This is a genomic window from Streptomyces sp. NPDC001914 (assembly GCF_042891215.1).
GTDB lineage: Bacteria > Actinomycetota > Actinomycetes > Streptomycetales > Streptomycetaceae > Streptomyces.
Window position 1 is genome coordinate 446798 of record NZ_JBIASW010000002.1, and the last position, 17171, is coordinate 463968.

A 17171-nucleotide genomic window follows, 5' to 3' on the forward strand; every position below is an offset into this window, starting at 1 on the left:
CGGAACGACCCGGGGGCGGGGGCCGGTTGTCAGTGGGGGCTCGTACGCTCGGCGGCATGGGAATGGTGACGTTCGTCGACGAGACGACCAGTGGGGGGCGGGGCGCGGGCTGGGGGATCGAGATCGCCGAGGAGCGGCTCGCGGTGCGCGAGCTGATCCGGCGGCGGGTCTTCCAGGAGGTCGCCGAGTACAACGCGGACACGCCGGAGGTGTTCCAGGGGCTCGTGCAGCCCGAGGACACCGAGCGCGTGCTGAACGGCTACGCGCTGCGTACGCCCCGCCGGATAGACCCGGAGGCGCAGACCCGGCTGGCGCTGAAGGCCTTCGCCGGGAACGGCTTCCTGGTGCTCGTGGGGGAGCGTCAGATGACCGACCTGGACGAGGAGATCGAGCTGGTCCTGGGCACCGAGGTCACCTTCCTCAAGCTCGTCGCACTGGTGGGGGGATGACGATGGACAGCACCGGATCGTGGAAAGAGCGGCTCCGCGAGCGGGCGGCCGAGGGCAACATGGGGGAGCTCGCCACCGGCCTCCTGGAGGCGGCCGTGACCGACAAGGGCCACTGGGGCGCAGGGTGGTACGAGACCTTCGCGATGCTGCGCGAACTGCCCGCCGAGGAGCGGACCAGGCTGGCCGACGCACTGGTGCGGCACCACGACTCGGCGGGCGACGGCTCGGGCACCCGGAAGGACGCGCTGATCCTCCTCGGCGTCGTCTCCCGGGACCTGCCCGGGGACCGGCTCCCCGCGGAGCGGCTGAGGCAACTCGAGGAGTTCGGCGAGCACTACGCCCTCTGGTACGTGACGGGGGTGGACGGGCTGGCCGAGGCCGAGCTGGCGGCCGGCCGCCGGCTGCCCCCCTCCCTCGTCGCGGCCTACCGCCGCACCGTCATGGACGCCTACCGCTCGCGGGACCTGGGAAGCCTGGCCGGGCACGTCGCCGAGCCGGTCCTCAACGTCGGTGAGGAGTGGGCCGAGCAGGCCGTCCGGGACGCCTCCGACCCCGACCGGAAGGCCCTGCTGACCCACCTGGCGACCGCCACCGCCGCCAAGCCCTCCGCCCCGTGGGACGCGCGGGCGCGGGCGCTCGTGGAAGCCATCGGCGCCGACCACGTCCGGGCCACCGCGCTGTCCTGGCTGGCCCTCGTCGGCCGTCCCCGGACCTTCAGGCTGGTCGACCGGCGGCACGGCTCGGACGTGAACGACACCTACGACCCGTACAACGCCAACGCCCTGCGCGGCCTCGCCTGGCTGGTCTCGCTGCTGCCGCCCCACCCGGACACCGCACGGGCCCTCGGCGCGCTCGTCGAGACCTCCCTGAAGAAGGTCACCGGACTCGGCCCGCGCAATCCGAAGGTCGCCAACGCCGGTGTGATCGCGCTCTCCCGTGTCGACGGCGAGGCCGCCCTCGCCGAACTGGCCCGCCTGGCGGCCCGGGTGACGTACCGGGGCACGCTGAAGCTCCTGGACGCCGCCCTGGAGACGAAGGCCGCCGCCCTCGGCCTGAGCCGGGACGAGATCGAGGAACTGGCCGTCCCGGCGTACGGCCTCACCGAAGTCGGGCAGGCGCGTCACGAGTTCGGCGACACCACCGCCCTCCTCGAAGTCCACGGCACACGCACCACGCTGAGCTGGCGCAACGCGAGCGGCAAGGCCGTCAAGAGCGTGCCCGCGGCCGTGCGGCGCGATCACGCCGAGGAGCTCAAGGAACTCAAGGCGGCCGTCAAGGACATCGACAAGATGCTCTCCGCGCAGACCGAACGCCTGGACCGGCAGTTCCTCGCCCGGCGCACCTGGGCGTACGACACCTGGCGCGAGCGCTACCTGGACCACCCGCTCGTCGGCACCCTCGCCCGCCGGCTCCTGTGGACCGTCGACGGCACACCGGCCGGGTTCGCCGACGGCGAGCTGCGCACCCTCACCGACGACCCGGTGAAGGCGGGCGGGGAGGTCGCCCTCTGGCACCCCGTCGGCCGTGAACCCGCCGAGGTCGTCGCCTGGCGGGACTGGCTGGAGCGGCACGAGATCACCCAGCCCTTCAAGCAGGCCCACCGCGAGGTCTATCTCCTCACCGACGCCGAACGCGCGACGGGCACCTACTCGAACCGTTTCGCCGCCCACATCGTGCGCCAGCACCAGTTCCACTCCCTGGCCGCCGTCAGGGGCTGGCGCAACAAACTCCGCCTCTGCGTCGACGACGAGGCGCCCCCGGCCACCCGGGAACTGCCCGAGTGGGGGCTGCGCGCCGAGTACTGGATCACCGGCGACGGCGAGCCCGGCGTCGACACCACGGAGTCCGGCAGCTATCTGCGGCTGCACACCGACCAGGTGCGCTTCTACCCGATCGACGCCCCGGAGAACTCGGCGCACTGCGACGGCGGCGAGTACCGCATGAGAAGGGGGCTCGGCAGGGCTCCCGTGGAAGCCCTGCCGCTCACCGAGATCCCGCCGCTCGTCCTGTCCGAGGTCCTGCGCGACGTCGACCTGTTCGTCGGAGTCTCCAGCGTCGGCAACGACCCGACCTGGCAGGACGGCGGCCCCGGCGGCCGCTTCCGGGAGTACTGGACGTCGTACGGCTTCGGGGACCTGAACGAGACCGCGCAGACCCGCCGCGCCCTGCTCGACCGGCTGATCCCCCGGCTGGCGATGGCGGACCGCTGCACCCTGGAGGGCCGCTTCCTGCACGTCAAGGGCGAGCGGCACACGTACAAGATCCATCTGGGCTCGGGCAACATCCTGATGAGCCCGAACGACCAGTACCTGTGCATCGTCCCGAAGTCCGCCACGCCAGGACCCCAGGCGGGCTACCTGCCGTTCGAGGGCGACCGGATGCTGACGGTGATCCTCAGCAAGGCCATGCTCCTGGCCGACGACCTGAAGATCACCGACCCGACGATCCTGAGCCAGCTCTGACCCGCACCCGCCGCACGCCGAAGGGCGCCGCGCGGGACACGCCGAAGGGCCCCGCTCCGGGAGAGGAGCGGGGCCCTTCGGTCACAGCGGAACGGCCGTCAGATGCGGCGCGTGATCAGCGCGCGCTTGACTTCCTGGATCGCCTTGGTGACCTCGATACCGCGCGGGCAGGCGTCCGTGCAGTTGAACGTCGTGCGGCAGCGCCACACGCCGTCCTTGTCGTTGAGGATCTCCAGGCGCTGCTCTCCGGCGTCGTCACGCGAGTCGAAGATGAAGCGGTGGGCGTTCACGATGGCGGCCGGACCGAAGTACTGGCCGTCGTTCCAGAACACCGGGCAGGACGACGTGCACGCCGCGCACAGGATGCACTTGGTCGTGTCGTCGAACCGCTCGCGGTCCTCGGCCGACTGCAGACGCTCGCGCGTCGGCTCGTTGGTGTCCTTCGAGATGAGGAAGGGCATCACGTCGCGGTACGCCTGGAAGAACGGGTCCATGTCGACCACGAGGTCCTTCAGCACGGTCAGGCCCTTGATGGCCTCGATCGTGATCGGCTTCGCGGGGTTCAGGTCCTTGATCAGCGTCTTGCAGGCCAGCCGGTTCTTGCCGTTGATCCGCATGGCGTCCGACCCGCAGATGCCGTGGGCGCAGGAGCGGCGGAACGTGAGCGTGCCGTCCTCGTCCCACTTGATCTTGTGCAGCGCGTCGAGGACACGCTCCTTGGGGTCGATCTGGATCTGGAAGTCTTCCCAGACCGACTCCGCCGAGACCTCCGGGTTGAAGCGGCGGATGCGGAACGTGGCGGTGATGTAGGGGGAGTCGGCGAAACCGGGCTCGGGTGCGCCGGCCGCGTCCGCCTTGTCCAGAGTGGGAGTAGCCATCAGTACTTACGCTCCATCGGCTGGTAGCGGGTCTGGACGACCGGCTTGTAGTCGAGACGGATGGACTCGGTGCCGTCGTCGCCGACCTCGCGGTACGCCATGGTGTGGCGCATGAAGTTGACGTCGTCGCGGTTCGGGTAGTCCTCGCGGTAGTGACCGCCGCGGGACTCCTTGCGGGCCAGCGCGGAGACGGCCATGACCTCGGCCAGGTCGAGCAGGTTGCCCAGCTCGATGGCCTCCAGCAGGTCCGTGTTGAACCGCTTGCCCTTGTCCTGGACCGAGACGTTCTTGTAGCGCTCGCGGAGCTCCGCGATCTTCTCCACGGCCGTCTTGATCGTCTGCTCGGTGCGGAACACCATCACGTTGGCGTCCATGCACTCCTGCAGCTCCCGGCGGATCTCGGCGACCCGCTCGGTGCCCGTGGAGTTGCGCAGCCGCTCGACCTGGGACACGACCTGCTCGGCCGGGTTCTCCGGCAGCTCCACGAAGCCGGCCTTCGCCGAGTACTCCGCGGCCGCGATGCCGGCCCTGCGCCCGAAGACGTTGATGTCCAGCAGCGAGTTCGTGCCGAGGCGGTTGGCGCCGTGCACGGAGACACAGGCGACCTCACCGGCGGCGTACAGGCCCGGGACGACGGTGGTGTTGTCCGAGAGGACCTCACCCTCGACGTTCGTCGGGATGCCGCCCATGGCGTAGTGCGCGGTGGGCTGGATCGGGATCGGGTCCGTGTAGGGCTCGATGCCGAGGTAGGTCCGCGCGAACTCCGTGATGTCGGGCAGCTTGGCGTCGAGCTGCTCCGGCGGGAGGTGCGTGAGGTCGAGGTAGACGTGGTCGCCCTCGGGACCGCAGCCGCGGCCCTCACGGATCTCGGTGTAGATGGAGCGGGACACGACGTCACGGGACGCGAGGTCCTTCATGACCGGCGCGTACTTCTCCATGAAGCGCTCGCCGTCCTTGTTGCGGAGGATGCCGCCCTCACCGCGGGCGCCCTCCGTCAGCAGGATGCCCATGCGCCAGATGCCGGTCGGGTGGAACTGGAAGAACTCCATGTCCTCCAGCGGCAGCCCGCGACGGTAGACGGCCGCCTGGCCGTCACCGGTCAGGGTGTGCGCGTTGGAGGTCACCTTGAAGAACTTGCCGGTGCCGCCGGACGCGTAGATCACGGACTTCGCCTGGAAGACGTGGATCTCGCCGGTCGCGAGCTCGTAGGCGACGACGCCCGCCGAGTGCTTGACCCCGTCGATCTCGGTGATGAGCTGGTCGAGGACGTAGAACTCGTTGAAGAACTCCACGCCCTCCTTGACGCAGTTCTGGTACAGCGTCTGGAGGATCATGTGACCGGTGCGGTCCGCGGCGTAGCAGGACCGGCGCACCGGGGCCTCGCCGTGGTTGCGGGAGTGACCGCCGAAGCGGCGCTGGTCGATCGTCCCGTCGGGCGTCCGGTTGAACGGCAGGCCCATCTTCTCCAGGTCGAGGACCGAGTCGATGGCCTCCTTCGCCAGGATCTCGGCGGCGTCCTGGTCGACCAGGTAGTCACCGCCCTTGATCGTGTCGAAGGTGTGCCACTCCCAGTTGTCCTCTTCCACGTTGGCGAGCGCGGCGGCCATGCCGCCCTGCGCGGCGCCCGTGTGGGAGCGGGTGGGGTAGAGCTTCGTCAGCACGGCGGTGCGGCTGCGCTTCGTCGCCTCGATGGCGGCGCGCATGCCGGCGCCGCCGGCGCCGACGATGACGGTGTCGTACTTGTGGATCTTCATGAGTGGTTGCCTCAGCCCCGTGCCTAGCGGATGTTCGGGTCGAAGGTGAAGATCACCAGCGTGCCCAGCAGGATCGTGAACACCGTGGCGGTGTACAGCAGGCCCTTCAGCCACAGGCGCGTGTTCGTGCGCTCCGCGTAGTCGTTGATGACGGTACGCAGGCCGTTGGAGCCGTGCAGCATGGCCAGCCACAGCATCGCCAGGTCCCAGGCCTGCCACCAGGGGCTCGCCCAGCGGCCGGCCACGAAGGCGAAGCCGATCTTGGAGACGCCGCCGTCGAGGACGAGCTGGATCAGCAGGTGACCGAGGACCAGGACGACCAGGACGATGCCCGACAGGCGCATGAAGAGCCAGCCGTACATCTCGAAGTTGCCGCGGGTCGACTTCGGGGTCTTCTTGGTGCGCTTGCGCGGGGCCTCGATGAAGGGGGCCGGGTTGTCGACGCTGTAGGCCGAGTGGTCTCCGGCGCCCTCCACGGGGCCGATGCCGGAAGCGGCGGTGTCAGTAGTGGACATCTGCGTCAGCTCCCGAATACTTCGCGGAATGCGTGTCCGAGGACGGGGTACAGAGCCCCGAACATCAGCACGACCCAGATACCGACGACGGTCCAGAGCATCTGCTTCTGGTAGCGCGGACCCTTGGACCAGAAGTCGACGGCGATGACACGCAGGCCGTTGAGCGCGTGGAAGAGAATGGCGGCCACGAGGCCGTATTCCAGCAGCGCGACGATCGGCGTCTTGTACGTGGCTACGACCTTGTCGTAGTCCTCGGGGGAGACACGGACGAGAGCGGTGTCCAGCACGTGTACGAACAGGAAGAAGAAGATGAGGACGCCGGTGACTCGATGAGCCACCCAGGACCACATTCCTTCCCGGCCGCGGTACAGCGTTCCAGCCGGCACGGAAGAACCCTCCGGGAGCGGGGATTGGGGCCGCGCCGGCTTCTCTGTCGGTCGGGCCCGGCCGGGTACGGTCCACCGGCCCCGGCCATCGTAGCGACGTGTTGTCGGAACGCTTACAGCGGCCCTATCAATGTGATCAAACTGGCAATCAATCAGGCACGTTCGGGCTATTCCGGGCGCGGCGCCTCGGCGGGTCGTGCCTCGTGGGCGAACTGACGGACGAGCCGGGTCAGCCGCCCGCGGGCCAGTCTGCGCAGCTCGTCGGCGGTGGTGATCCGCTCCTCCTCCTGGTCGTTCGCCAGGCGCGACCGGATGCCGGCGAGGACCTGGTCGAGCGCCTCGCCCGGAGTGAATTCGTCCAGACAGATGACGAACACATGTCCGAATCTGCTCTCGTACGCGGCGTGCGCGGCGCTCAGCGCGGTGTGGGCGGCGGAGTACGCGCCGTCCGGGAGCGGTGTGAGCGATTCGCCGGCCAGGGCTTCCGCCAGGTCGGCGGGGGTGAGGTCGTACGCCGCCTCGTCGGCCGCGGCCAGCAGGGAGCCGAGATCCGGGTAGGGGCGGTGGTCGGCCAGACGGTGGACCCAGCGCAGGCTGCGGCAGCAGGTGAGCAGGGCGCGGGTGACTTCTCCGGTGGGCGCGGAGTTGAACCCGTCGAGGCGGACCGGGGACGGTTCCGCGCTCTTCTGCTCGGGGAGGGCGACCTGGCCGGGGAGGCGTGGGAGACGGTGAGACGTCAGCGTGGGTCCTCGGCGTGGGGGTGGGACGCGCGACGTCCGGTGAGCATGACGTGCGTGCGATACGTGTGTTTCGGCAGGGGCGGAAGTGAAAGTTGTGCTGCTCACGCTATCGAGGCGTGTCGGGACCTGTCCGACGGATGCCCGGATTTCACCCGCACGAGAGAGTTTCGTAGCGTTCGGTGGACGGTTGGGGTGACGGCCGGGGCAGAGTCTGCGGTGGGAGTGGGGGAGCCGGTCCGGCGAGGTGTTCCGAAGAGGTGGCCGCCTCGACGGGGGAGTACACCTGTAGGGAGTGCCGGCCGCGGAGTGCCGGCACGGTGAAGCGGGTGCCGCGCGGCCGGCGCCGTGAAGTGAGCGCCGCGCAGCGGGCGCGGTGAGACGAGGGTGGCGGAGTGAGCAGTGGCAGGCGGCGTGCGCCGCGTCGGCGGGGGCCGGAACAGCACGGGCGGGGCAAACTCGTCGCGGCCGTTCTGGCGGTCGCCGGTGTCGTCGCGGTGGCCGTGGCGGTCTGGCCCGACGGGGGCGGCGGGCCGGCCGGGGCGGGGGTGCCGTCCGCCGACGGATCGGGGGCCGTGTCGGCCCCCAGCCCCTCGCCGACCAAGAGCTATCCCCTCTCCAAGCCGCCCCGCACCATCCCCGCCGTGCGCGAGCACACCGCGGCCCACGGTCCCGGCTGGCGTCCGGCCGCCGGTGCCCGGGTGGTCGTGGACGACAACGGCCTCGCCGGCGAGGGCAAGCTGCTCGCGGGCGAGCTCAAGATGACGTACGCGGGGCGGGCGGCCGCCAGGGCGGGCGACGTCGAACTGGGCCTCGACAAGGGCAGAGCGGGCCCGGAGTCGTACACCCTGACCGTCAGGAACGGCCGGGTGAGCGTCACCGGGCCCGCCGAGGCCGGGGTCTTCTACGGCACGCGCACCCTCAAGCAGGAGGTGCGCGCCGGCGGCACGGCGCCGGAGGGCGTCGTACGCGACCGCCCCGCGAAGCCGGTCCGCGGGTTCATGCTCGACACCGCGCGCAAGCACTTCACGGCGGCCTGGATCGAGGACCGGGTGCGCGAGCTCGGGGACCTGAAGTACAACCAGCTCGGGCTGCACTTCTCGGACGACCAGGGCTTCCGCATCGAGTCCGACACGCACCCCGAGATCGTGTCGCAGCAGCATCTGACGAAGGACGAGGTGCGCCGGATCGTCGCCCTCGCCAAGAGCCGGCACATCACCGTCGTGCCCGAGATCGACTCGCCCGGTCACCTCGGCGCGGTCATCGCGGCGCACCCCGATCTCCAGCTCCGCAACGTCTCGGGCGTCCCCGTCCGCGGTGCGGTGGACATCTCCAAGCCCGCGGCGGCGCAGATCGTCGACGACCTGCTCGACGAGTACGCGGGTCTGTTCCCCGGCACCGACTGGCACCTCGGCGGAGACGAGTACCAGGCGCTGACGGTGGCGAACCCGGCGGCGTCCTTCCCGCAACTCGTCACCGCGGCGAGGAACAAGTACGGAGCCGGCGCGGGCGTCACCGACCTCACGACCGGCTGGCTGAACGACCGCGCCAAGGTGGTTCAGGGGCACGGGCGGACGGCGCGGGCCTGGAACGACGGCTTCTTCCGCTCGGGCACCGTCCGGGCCGACGGCAGCCTGCGGGTGGCGTACTGGACCGGCAAGGAGATCGGGGCCCGGCAGCCGGTGGAGTACCTGAGCGCGGGCCGTAAGGTCGTCAACTACAACGACGAGTACCTGTACTACGTCCTCGGCGAACCCCAGACCTTCGTCTATCCGACCGGGCAGCGCATCTACGAGCAGTGGACCCCGCTCGTCCTGCGCGGGACCACCCCGGTCTCCGCGACGTACGACTCCCAGATCCTCGGCGGCTCCTTCGCCGTCTGGTGCGACCTCTCCAACTCCCAGACCCAGGACCAGGTCGCGGCGGGCATCCGCATGCCGCTGCGCGCCCTGTCGCAGAAACTGTGGGACTCCCGCAAGCCGTCCCTCTCCTGGACCCAGTTCAGGGCGCTGGCGGACCAGTTGGGCTGAGGCGACCCCCGCCGCCGGAAACGCACTGGTCAGCGCCCGACGGTGCGCTTCGAAAGGGACTGGACGCGACAAGGTAAGGACCCTTATCTTCCGCTTACTTTGTTCGCGGGCCGGACGTGACCTCTGGGGAGGGGCGCGTCCGGCTTCTTGTGCCGTCCCGGTGACGTGACGGCAGATCTGGGGGGTCTCATGACCATGCCGCCATCGCCGCAGCCCGCCGAGCAGGGGGTCGCCGCCAGGCGCCCCTTGCCGCCGCTGCCGCCGCTCCCGTCGCCGCACGGCCCCGCCTCGCTGCGCTCGCCGGTCGTCCTCGGAAGGATCACCGCCGCCGTGCTCGGCCTGGTGATCGCCGCCGACCTCTTCGGGGTCTGGGCGGACTACAAGCTGTACGACGTGGCGAACACGGTCGTCGGCGCGCTCGCGGACGGCCTCGCCGGCGGAGGCGTGTCCCTCGCCTCCCTCGTGCAAAGGGCCGATGAGGCGGACTCGCTCAGTCTGGCCGCCGCTCGGGTGCAGACGACCGCCCTTCTGGCTGCCGGCGTCGTCTTCCTGTTCTGGTTCCGGCGGGTCCGGCTCAACGCCGAGGTCTTCTTCCCGGCCGGACACACCTGGTCCCGGGCCTGGGTGATCGGGGGCTGGTTCGTGCCGATCGTGAACCTGTGGCGCCCGCGCCAGATCATGACGGAGATCTGGGACGCGAGCCGTCCCGCGGGAAGCCGCAGCCGGCTCGGACTCGTCAACCTCTGGTGGGTGCTCTGGCTCGCGGGTCTGGTGGCCGGCCGGTTCTACTCCGCCCTCTCCCGCAACGCCGAGACCGCCAAGGACATACGGGACACCGCCCTCCAGGCCATGATCGGCGACGGCCTCGACATCGCGGCAGCCGTCGCTGCCATCGTCGTGGTCCTCAAGCTGACCGGGATGCAGAACCGGAAGGCGCTGGAGGACCCGGCCGTCTCCGGCGCCTGACGCGCGCGGAATCGTGCCGGTCCCGGAGTGCGTCTTTGGCCGAAAACCTGTTCATTCGGCTCTCCGAACGGCAGGGTGGGCTCGCACTGTGACACTCCGGGTCCGTTGCACGCAGTAAGGGGAAGTGCGGGCTCCGTAAGGCAAGGGCGCCCTGTCGAGGCATTTCGAGGGAGTCGTGATGAGTCTGGTGGAACTGATCGCTCGGGCCGACGAGCGAGGTCTGGCAGCGAGTGGCCTGGCTTGTTTGGATCGGTGTGTCCCGCTCCTCGGCGGTGACGACGACGTCCTGCGGCCCCTGTGGGCCAGCCTGGCGGAGGCGGACACCTGGGCCGAGTGGGGGACGCGCCTGGAAGAGGCACGCGCCAAGATGGACGCGGAGGACCCCGAGCCGGCCGTGACCGACGAGGACCATGCGGCCCTGCTCGCCCGGGGCATGCTGGACGCCGTCCCGGCGAAGCCCTCCGAGGAGGAGCTGCGCGCCTGGTCGGACGCCTGCTCGGTGGCGGCGCTGCAGGTCCACCGGTTCCTCGACCACGCCGACGACGCGGAGGCGTGCGTGACGGCACGCCGCGAGGGGCGCACGGAGGGCATGTCCCCGCTCGTCGCCGCCGAACTGCGCCGCCAGGTCTCCGTCCTGGAGCTGCTCGCCGAGCACGGCCCGGGCGGACTGCGGCTCGCGCTGGACGCGTCGACGGAGGGGCGGCGCGTCCTGCGGGCGGTGGTCTCCCGCAGGGCACGGGGACGCGTGTAGTCCCCGAACGGACCTGCGAGGGTGCGCCGGAGGCCTTCCGGCGGGGCACGGCTCCGGCGCACCCGAAACCTTGATCGCGAGGGGTTCCTGTGAGGGTCCTGGGGCGGACATGGCGGTCCTGGGCCGGTGTCGCGAACCCGGGCCCGGACCCGTGACGAATCGAGCCGCCCCCGCGCTCTACCGAGTGTGAACGCAACTCAAGCAACTCGGCCCTCGGCTGCGACGAAGCCCGTTCGCTGGGCGGGCGACACGGTCGCCGCCATGCGGGAGGGCGCCAGGCTGCGCCTCGACTACTCGGCACAGAGCCTGTGGCGCGTCGACCGCGTCATCGACGAGATACGCAGGGACGGGGCCCCGTACGCCGCCGTCGCGAGCGTGCTGCGCGGATTCGGCGCGTACGCCGGTGAGGTGGTCGTCCGTCACACCGGCGCCGAGTGGTGGGAGACCGGCGGCGAACACTGGCTCCGTACGCCCGACGGACGTCTGTGGGACCCGATCGAGGAGGCCAGCCGCTGCTACGCGGGCGACGGTTCCCTGCGCCTGCTGTGCCGCGAGGCCACCCGCTGAGGTCCCCGCCGGGCCCCGCCGGCCGCGTGACGACGGCCTCCGGCGTCCGCGGCCGGGGGCCCGGCAGGCCCGGACGCGGTGCCCGGCCGGAGCGTCTGACGCACTGTGACACTTCCGTGGGGCCCGACGCTGATGACCATGAGGGTGTCGACGCGGACGGCCGCGCCGGCAGGCACATTCGGGCGAACTCGGTGCGAACGAGGACAGTGTTGGGCCAGGGAGGGCAACCCCGCCGCGGGCAGCCGTACGACGCGGAACTGGGCATGGCCGTGGCGCGGGCGCAGGAGGGCGACGAACTCGCCTTCGCGGCCGCGTACCGGTTCGTGCAGCCCGGACTGCTCGGCTATCTGCGCGGCATCGTCGGCGACGACGCCGAGGACGTGGCGTCCGACGCCTGGCTGGAGATCGCCCGGGACCTGGGACGGTTCCGCGGGGACGGCGCCGGGTTCCGCGGCTGGACCGCGACCATCGCCCGGCACCGGGCCCTGGACCATCTGCGGCGGCTGCGGGTACGGCCCCGGGGCACCGCCATCGAGCAGGACGCGCTGGACCTGCCCGGCAGGCACAGCACCCAGGACGAGGCCCTGGAGAGCCTGTCCACCGAGTACGCCCTGGAACTGGTCGCGGGCCTGCCGCGCGACCAGGCCGAGGCCGTGCTCCTGCGGGTGGTCGTCGGCCTCGACGGACCGGCCGCGGCGCGGGTGCTCGGCAAGCGGCCCGGCGCGGTGCGCACCTCCGCCCACCGGGGCCTCAAGCGGCTCGCGCGCCAGCTCGGTGTCGCGGGTGTGACGGATGAGGAGTCCCGGACGCTGGGGGAGTCGGGATGAGCAGTACCTCCGGAACGGCCGGCGCCACGCCGTCGTCCGGAACCGCATCGTCGTACGGCGGAAGGAAGTCGACCGGTGTACGGATGGTGCACGGCGGACGGCCGTCACACGCAGGACGGCTGCCGTACCGCGACGGGCCGCCGTCCGGGGCCGGGGCGGCCCATGGCGGGGTGCCGTTCCACGGGCGCGGGGCGCCGTGTGGAACGAGGGCGTTGTACGGAGCGGAGCGCGGGGCGGAGTCCCGGTACGGCGAGGAGTTGCAGGGCGGAGCGGCAGGCGGAGAGGGAACCGGACGTGGAACCGCACAGGGAACCGGACACGCGAACCGGCATGGGTGAACGGCACGTCGGCGACGGCGCGGCCCCCGGCGCCCGCCCCGCTCCCGCGGCCGGCCGCGGGAGCGGGGAGGCCCCGACTCTCCTTGAAGGGGCTCCCTCGGACGGGACTTCCCTGGAAGGGCTCCTCGCGGCCGCGATGCTCGGCCGGGCCGACGACAGGGCCGCCGAGACGCGGGCCGTGGCCGCCTTCAGGGTCGCGCGGGACGGCGGCGCGCACACGGCGCGCACCCGGCGGCGGGACGACTGGCGCCCCAAGGAGCAGAAGGGGCCGAGCCGTTCGCTGCGGGCCGCGTTCGCCGTTCTGCTGGCCGGTCTGACCCTGGGCGGTGTGGCCGTCGCGGCCATCGGCCCGGTCACGCACGACGACACCGGGCACCGGGGCGGAGCCACGTCCCGGCCGTCCGGCGGTGTTCCACCCCGCCTCCCCGGGGCCGCCGTGCCGGTGGGGCCCGGTGCTCCCGGCACCCCGACCCCGAGCGGCGCGGTGAGCCGTCCGCCGCGCGCCCAGGACATCGAGGCCCACTGCCGCGCGTACGCGTCCGTGCGGGACCGGGGCAAGGCCCTGGACGCGAGCTCCTGGCAGCGGCTCGTCACGGCCGCCGGCGGCGAGGACGAGGTCGAGGCGTTCTGCGCCGGGCAACTGGCCGCGCGCAGCGGGACGAAGGGTGCGAAGGGGACGGGGAACGCGGAGAACCCGGAGAACCCGGGAAGCGCGCGCGACGCCGGGAAGCCCGACGGGACGCCGGCTCAGGAGACGCCGGCCGCGACGGCGAAGCCGAAGGGCGAGCGCTAGGTCGTGTCCGCAACGTCCCGCCCGACCGGCGGGCGGACGACGCGACTTCGCGGACGTGCCCCGGCCGGACTGCCGAACGCCGGCCCGGCCGCTCGTGGGCCGGACGGGGCCCGGAAGGCCACCGGAACGCCCGCCGGGGTTCGGTCGGACGTCAGGGAGCCCGGGTCCGGGCGGCGCCGTCCGTGGCTTGAGGACGGCGGATGTCTCCGCCGTGAAGGCGGCGGGTGTTCCGGCGTCGGAGGCGTCGGCGCCCGGCTGACGCGGGCGGTCCCGGCCCGGCGGACAGCGGCCGGCCTCGCGGACGGGCTGCCGGGGACATCCCTGACGCGACGCCAGGTGTCCCTCTCTGCGGGGCCGTCGGCCCGATTCCTCGCCGATGGCAACGGCCGGGGCCGCCACCCCCCACAGGAGAGGCCCCGACCGTCGCGCGGCACGGGCCGCGCGGCGACCCGTACTCTCTACAGCGCCGCGACTGCGTTTTGTGTCACACCTCGCACCGTCACCGCGTAGTTGCAGGTTGTACGAACATGGACGGGGAGCTGTTTCAGGCCGTAACGTGCCTTTCGCGCCGGTGCGGAGAGGACGACCGCAACCACGGGGGACCCGGGAGCACGACTGTGCGGACCGGGGACCACGACCACGTGGGGCCTGGGGCCGGAACCGCGTGGGGCGGCAGACCACGACCACGCGGACCCGAGACCACAACCGTCCATCGAGGAACGCACGACGACGGCGAGAACCCGGTCCGCGAGAGCGGAACCGGTCGAGGTGCACAGAGGGGCGCGGGGGTGCTGGGGGACGACGCGGAGCTGACCGCCGCGGTACTTGCCGCACAGGACGGGGACGAGACCGCGTTCCGGACTGTGTACCGAGCCGTGCATCCACGCCTGCTCGGATACGTGCGGACACTGGTGGGCGAGCCGGACGCCGAGGACGTCACGTCCGAGGCCTGGCTCCAGATCGCCCGCGACCTGGAACGCTTCAGCGGCGACGCGGACCGCTTCCGCGGCTGGGCGGCGAGGATCGCCCGCAACCGCGCGCTGGACCACATACGGATGCGCGGACGCCGTCCCGCGATAGGCGGCGACGAGACCGAGCTGACCGGCAAGGCCGCCGAGTCCGACACCGCGACCGAGGCGATGGAGGCGCTGTCCACCGGCAGCACGCTCTCGCTCATAGCCCAGCTCCCGCAGGACCAGGCCGAGGCCGTCGTCCTGAGGGTCGTGGTCGGTCTCGACGCCAAGACGGCCGCCGAGACCCTCGGCAAGCGCCCCGGAGCCGTCAGGACCGCCGCGCACCGGGGTCTGAAACGGCTCGCCGAACTGCTCGGCACCGATCCGGAATCCGTCGGCGCGCTCGACGCCGTTCCCCCGCAACGAGGTTCCCGCACCCGTGCGGTGACGTCCGCCGGTGTGACGCATACGCGTTCGCGGGCGCAGAAGGACATGTGATGGCCGACGAGCAGTACAAGTGGCTGGACCGGGACGCCGCGGAGCGTCTGCTGAACGGGGAGCCGCTGGAAGCCGTCGACCCCGGCACGCGTGACCAGGTGGACCGCCTCGCGGCGGCGCTCGGCGCACTGACCGCGGGACCCCAGCCGACCAGCGACGAACTCCCGGGCGAGGCGGCCGCGTTGGCGGCGTTCCGCAAGGTGCGCGAGGGCGGGGACGGCGTCGCCGCGCGACCCGGCCGGCACGGTCGCGCGCGGTCCGCAGCGCACGCCGCCGACGCCGGTCTCGTACGGATCGGACGCCCCGCAGCGCACGGACGCCGGACGCGCTGGGGGCGGCCCACCCGCTTCGGACTCGCCGCGGTGCTGGCCGCCGGGATGCTCGGCGGTGTCGCCTTCGCGGCCGGAACCGGAGTCCTGCCGACCCCGTTCACCCGTGAACACCCGGGCCCGGCCGCGACGGCCACGGCCGCCCGGACCCCGGACCGTCCGGTCGTCTCCGCCTCGCCCTCCCCCTCGCCCGGGGTCTCCGGCGGCAACGGCACGCTGGTGCCGGTGCCCGACACGCCGTCGGGCGAACCGTCCGGGGACACCTCCGCCTCCGCGGGGCCCGGCCTGCCGAGTGCGCCGCCGAGTCCCGACGCCGACGGGAACGCCGACCGCACCCGCGAGTGGTGGGCCCGGACGCGCTCGTACTGCCGTGACCTCCTCGACGGCAAGGACCTCGACGGGGAACGCAGGCGCGCCCTGGAGCACGTGGCGGGCGGCGGTGCCCGGGTGCGGCTGTACTGCTCGGGCGTCCTCGGCCGCGGACAGGGAACCCGCGACGGTTCGGGCGGGGACTCGGGCGACGGCGGCGGGCAGGGGACGGGCGACGGCTCCGGTCAGGGAGACCAGGGCGACCCGGGCGGCGACGGTCACCACATAGGTCCCGGCATCGACCACCCCCGGGACAACGGTGTCAGCAACCCGTCCGTCGTGCGCCCGGGGCTGATCCGCATCCGGCCGGCCCTGCCCACCTGGTCCCCGCCGCCGGTCCCGAACCCGCGGACGACGCCGGTCCCGTCGCCCGACACGCTCCTGTGAAGCACCGCCACACCGCGCTGACCTGCACTTTTGTAAGTCGTTGAAAATTTCACCGGCTGGGTGTGACGTTTTCGGCCGCCGCGACGCAGTACGTGATGAGCCGACTGGTCATCGGCCGTAGCGCGGAGCCCGGGTTCCCCCCGTACCCACGGCTTCGTGCACCTGGCGCGGGTGGGACACGTTCCCCCGGTCCCGCCCGCGCCCCACTCCTCTTCGCCCCGCCTTCGCGCGGAGGCCCCTCACCAGTAGACGACGACCTTGTCGCCCGTGCGGACCTGCGCGAACAGCGACGCGACCTTGCCCTCGTCCCGTACGTTGACGCAGCCGTGCGAGGCGCCGTAGTAGCCGCGGGCCGCGAAGTCCGAGGAATAGTGCACCGCTTGGCCGCCGCTGAAGAACATCGCGTACGGCATCGACGTGTGGTAGATCGTCGACACGTGGTGGCGCGACTTGAAGTACACCGTGAACACCCCTTCGCGGGTGGGCGTGTACTGCGAGCCGAACCGGACGTCCATCTCCGAGACCGTCCTGCCGTCGATCATCCAGCGCAGTGTGCGGCTCGTCTTGCTGACGCACAGCACGCGGCCCTTCATGCAGCGCGGGTCGGGCTTCGCCGCCGGCTGCCCGCCGTAGGGATAAAGCTCCCAGGCGGCCGGTTCGTGCGTCATCCGCCGCAGCCGCTGCCAGGTCACGGTGTCCAGATCACCGGTGCGCGGCAGTCCCCGCTTGCCCTGGAACCCCTTCACCGCCGCGACCGTCCGGGCGTCGTACGTCCCCGTCGGCGGGGTGATCAGCCAGGCGACCTGATGCAGCCGGGCCTGCGCCCTGCGGATGTCGTCGCCCTTGTCGCCCTCGGACCAGAGCACCTTGGCGGGCTCGGCGGCCGGCCGGTCGCCGTCCTTCCCGCCGTCCGCGGAGCCGGAGGCGCCGTCCCCGCCCTTCGAGGGGGAGGCGGGCTTGCCGTCGTCCTTCTTCGCCGCGCCGGGGGACGGGGTGCGCGAACCGCCGACGCCCGCCGGCCGCCCCTTGCCCTCCGTGTCCACGGCGTGCGCCGTGCAGCCGCTCACCACGGCGAGCACCGCGAGCGCGGCCAGCGATCTCTTCCAGCCAGTCGTACGCATCCGGACCCCTGTTCCACCCGCTCTGTCGTGCACCTCAGGCCCCCGTCCCGCCGTCATGTCA

16 protein-coding genes are annotated in these 17171 nt (G+C 72.0%); 10 read left to right on the plus strand and 6 right to left on the minus strand.

Annotation, left to right across the window (positions count from 1 at the left end):
- Window positions 1-56: 56 nt before the first annotated feature.
- Window positions 57-449 (plus strand): hypothetical protein, encoded by a 393-nt coding sequence (locus ACFYYF_RS07000; protein WP_388772208.1) that lies wholly within the window; start codon window positions 57-59, stop codon window positions 447-449.
- Window positions 446-2911, plus strand: coding sequence for a DUF4132 domain-containing protein (locus ACFYYF_RS07005; RefSeq protein ID WP_388772211.1), 2466 nt, complete (start codon window positions 446-448; stop codon window positions 2909-2911). Before ACFYYF_RS07000 ends, ACFYYF_RS07005 begins: the two co-directional genes overlap by 4 nt.
- 98 nt (window positions 2912-3009) lie before the next feature.
- Here the strand turns inward: ACFYYF_RS07005 and ACFYYF_RS07010 are convergent, their stop codons facing one another.
- The 5 genes from ACFYYF_RS07010 to ACFYYF_RS07030 form a co-directional block, all read right to left on the minus strand.
- Window positions 3010-3789, minus strand: coding sequence for a succinate dehydrogenase iron-sulfur subunit (locus tag ACFYYF_RS07010; RefSeq protein ID WP_361676352.1), 780 nt, complete (start codon window positions 3787-3789; stop codon window positions 3010-3012).
- Window positions 3789-5543 (minus strand): succinate dehydrogenase flavoprotein subunit, encoded by a 1755-nt coding sequence (sdhA, locus tag ACFYYF_RS07015; protein ID WP_388772214.1) that lies wholly within the window; start codon window positions 5541-5543, stop codon window positions 3789-3791. The genes ACFYYF_RS07010 and sdhA overlap by 1 nt, the downstream gene beginning before the upstream one ends.
- Before the next feature lie 23 nt (window positions 5544-5566).
- Entirely contained in the window at window positions 5567-6058 is a 492-nt protein-coding gene (locus ACFYYF_RS07020; RefSeq protein WP_151469119.1) for a succinate dehydrogenase hydrophobic membrane anchor subunit, read from the minus strand.
- Window positions 6059-6063: 5 nt separating this feature from the next.
- Window positions 6064-6444: a succinate dehydrogenase, cytochrome b556 subunit gene (gene sdhC, locus ACFYYF_RS07025; protein WP_355759678.1), complete on the minus strand. Its 381-nt coding sequence runs from the start codon at window positions 6442-6444 to the stop codon at window positions 6064-6066.
- Window positions 6445-6611: 167 nt separating this feature from the next.
- On the minus strand, window positions 6612-7289 hold the full coding sequence (locus ACFYYF_RS07030; RefSeq protein WP_388772216.1) for a 2-oxo-4-hydroxy-4-carboxy-5-ureidoimidazoline decarboxylase: 678 nt from the start codon (window positions 7287-7289) through the stop codon (window positions 6612-6614).
- Between the two features lie 287 nt (window positions 7290-7576).
- Here ACFYYF_RS07030 and ACFYYF_RS07035 point away from each other — a divergent pair, with 287 nt between their 5' ends.
- The 8 genes from ACFYYF_RS07035 to ACFYYF_RS07070 all read left to right on the plus strand — a co-directional run bounded on the left by ACFYYF_RS07035 (window position 7577) and on the right by ACFYYF_RS07070 (window position 15989).
- Window positions 7577-9211: a glycoside hydrolase family 20 protein gene (locus tag ACFYYF_RS07035; protein WP_388772218.1), complete on the plus strand. Its 1635-nt coding sequence runs from the start codon at window positions 7577-7579 to the stop codon at window positions 9209-9211.
- A gap of 189 nt (window positions 9212-9400) precedes the next feature.
- Window positions 9401-10177, plus strand: a complete 777-nt coding sequence (locus tag ACFYYF_RS07040) for a DUF4328 domain-containing protein (RefSeq protein ID WP_388772220.1) — start codon at window positions 9401-9403, stop codon at window positions 10175-10177.
- Window positions 10178-10355: 178 nt separating this feature from the next.
- Window positions 10356-10928: a hypothetical protein gene (locus ACFYYF_RS07045; protein ID WP_365480561.1), complete on the plus strand. Its 573-nt coding sequence runs from the start codon at window positions 10356-10358 to the stop codon at window positions 10926-10928.
- A gap of 186 nt (window positions 10929-11114) precedes the next feature.
- Entirely contained in the window at window positions 11115-11495 is a 381-nt protein-coding gene (locus ACFYYF_RS07050) for a hypothetical protein (protein ID WP_365480558.1), read from the plus strand.
- Window positions 11496-11704: 209 nt separating this feature from the next.
- Window positions 11705-12322, plus strand: a complete 618-nt coding sequence (locus tag ACFYYF_RS07055; protein ID WP_361676335.1) for an RNA polymerase sigma factor — start codon at window positions 11705-11707, stop codon at window positions 12320-12322.
- 294 nt (window positions 12323-12616) lie between these two features.
- Window positions 12617-13453, plus strand: a complete 837-nt coding sequence (locus ACFYYF_RS07060) for a hypothetical protein (RefSeq protein WP_388772223.1) — start codon at window positions 12617-12619, stop codon at window positions 13451-13453.
- A gap of 788 nt (window positions 13454-14241) precedes the next feature.
- A complete protein-coding gene (locus ACFYYF_RS07065; protein ID WP_037626719.1) occupies window positions 14242-14904 on the plus strand; it encodes an RNA polymerase sigma factor in 663 nt (220 codons plus the stop codon).
- The gene (locus ACFYYF_RS07070) at window positions 14904-15989 is read left to right on the plus strand and encodes a hypothetical protein (protein ID WP_388772225.1); all 1086 of its coding nucleotides are present in this window, start codon (window positions 14904-14906) and stop codon (window positions 15987-15989) included. The genes ACFYYF_RS07065 and ACFYYF_RS07070 overlap by 1 nt, the downstream gene beginning before the upstream one ends.
- 239 nt (window positions 15990-16228) lie before the next feature.
- Here ACFYYF_RS07070 and ACFYYF_RS07075 read toward each other — a convergent pair whose 3' ends face one another.
- Window positions 16229-17110, minus strand: coding sequence for a L,D-transpeptidase family protein (locus ACFYYF_RS07075; protein ID WP_388772227.1), 882 nt, complete (start codon window positions 17108-17110; stop codon window positions 16229-16231).
- Window positions 17111-17171 lie beyond the last annotated feature (61 nt).